Annotated in this window: 2 protein-coding genes; both read right to left on the bottom strand. The window is 38.1% G+C overall.

The genetic code is table 11. The features are described 5' to 3' along the window. Nucleotides 1–201: 201 nt before the first annotated feature. The gene (locus ACFVR2_RS25105; protein ID WP_375839303.1) at nucleotides 202–375 is read right to left on the bottom strand and encodes a hypothetical protein; all 174 of its coding nucleotides are present in this window, start codon (nucleotides 373–375) and stop codon (nucleotides 202–204) included. 684 nt (nucleotides 376–1,059) lie between these two features. Beyond that, nucleotides 1,060–1,952: rolling circle replication-associated protein (locus ACFVR2_RS25100; RefSeq protein WP_384382383.1), on the bottom strand; the 893-nt coding region annotated here is incomplete at its 5' end.

Raw genomic sequence — 1,952 nt, 5'->3', positions numbered from 1 at the left:
TTTCCGGTTCATCTTCTCCATATGCTGAACTTCAATGACGTGATTCATAGTGGTCACTTTTACAACATCATTTGGAGCTATGAAAACCGCGTCACCATTGCGTTTATCCATCCATTTCCCCTCAATTTTTCCTGTAATGTTTAATTAAAATCAAGTTAATAATAAAGAACCCCAAATCCGAAGTCAGTTTTTCAACAAAAATTAGCGTCCTTTTCCCAAATAGTCCCTATACAATTCCTTAATAGCAAACTCAATTACAGCATCTTTTGAAACTCTTCCAAATTCATTGTGTTTTGTAAAATGTTCGGCTAATAACTCTAGCTTTTTAAATGTTTCAACAGTAATTCGAGGTCCAATTTGTTTTTTCTCTTCCATCCAAACACACTCCTAACAAGTTGTTAACATAATTCTAACATTGGAAATAATAGAATTCAAGAACAGAAAAAAGAAGCACACTCGGAATGATATTTCGTTTCCTTTTGATTCCGAGCCTCCACCCCTTACAATCCCCAAAGGCAACCGACAAGGGAAAATTCGTCCCTTATCGGCACCTCCGGAAATTGTACAGCAAGGGGTCACTCCCAATAAAAAGACTACGACATATAAAACAGGTTTAGCTTCAGAGAAAAAGAGCATAAGGAAACTCGGTGCCACCCTAAAAAAAAGGGTGTCAAACAGGCTGTGCCTGTTGAGTTTCTATGCTCTTAGAACAGGTGCCGTTTTTGAAGCCAAAGATATAGCATAGATACCCCATAGATATAGCAGGGATATACCAAAATATCTCTAGAGATACGGGTATCTATGCTATATCTCTCTACAAGATTCCTCCACACGCTTGACGGAAATGCTTCAGCATTTTAGCACTCACTCGACAGAGTGTATAAGTGCGCCATTCGGAATTTCAAAGCTTCAAATTTCACAGAGAGTGCCCATTTATACACACCCCCTAAATCGTGGTGTGACAATGGGTTCTCGCCGGCTCGAAATCGGTTTGTCATTCTGACAAATAACCCTTCGGGAAATAAAAAAAACGGCTCCATAAAGAGGAACCGTTTTGCTTCAAAAATCACGTTTTGTGTTATACTGGAGAAACGAAATTGTGTTTTCAAAATTGTCATTTTCGACATGATAACTTTTCTCGTAGTGTGGTTTTGCCGAACCCACTACTTTTTTTATGTCTCCGAACTTCATTTCTTCCCGTTCCGGCTTAACAATCCCTTTTGATTTTCGATACATATTCATTCCGGAAGGATACATGTGCAGCCGTCCGCCTTTTAAAAATTTCTTTTCCCGACCTTCTACGATCTTTGTTTGCACCTCACAGCCCTCTGAAGCCACTTTTAAGGCTGTTTCCCTGTCTTGGACATCTTCTAGGTCTATATCAGTCAAATAAGCGCTCAAATAGGCTCCTATGTTGTCTATATCCTTTAATGACTTGATTGTTACAAATCCTAAACCCCATAGACTCCTTAATTCAGCATTTTTAATATAAATCTTATCCAAATCATTAAAGCGCATTAAAACATGACAATGCCAGGCTCCACGTCCTTGTGGCTCTACCACCGATAAATAATCTATCGAACTTTCTTTCTTGTATTTATAACGCAACCTGTCGATAAAATTTTGAAAATCACTATAAAGTTTTTTCGTGTCCGTCATATTTTTCTTGTATGTCAAAGTTATATGTAATTCATTTGGCCGTCCTATAAAATTGTTATTTATCAAATAACGCAGCTTCTTAAAGGTTTGTCTCAAAGAATTATAATTTTCCTGCCGATTTTCCGAATGCTCGAACTCCCGGATCTCCCCAGTAGAGAGGTCTACAAACCTATCCTTGTCCAATTTTTTGATATTATTTTTCCGGTTCATCTTCTCCATATGCTGAACTTCAATGACGTGATTCATAGTGGTCACTTTTACAACATCATTTGGAGCTATGAAAACCGCGTCAC

It is taken from the genome of Gottfriedia sp. NPDC057991, assembly GCF_042886615.1.
Lineage (GTDB): Bacteria > Bacillota > Bacilli > Bacillales > Bacillaceae_G > Gottfriedia.
This window is presented reverse-complemented; position numbering and strand designations above follow the sequence as displayed.

Coding starts and splice junctions, on each gene's coding strand:
- ACFVR2_RS25105 (WP_375839303.1), bottom strand. CDS start 375: ATGGAAGAGAAAAAACAAATTGGACCTCGAATTACTGTTGAAACATTT.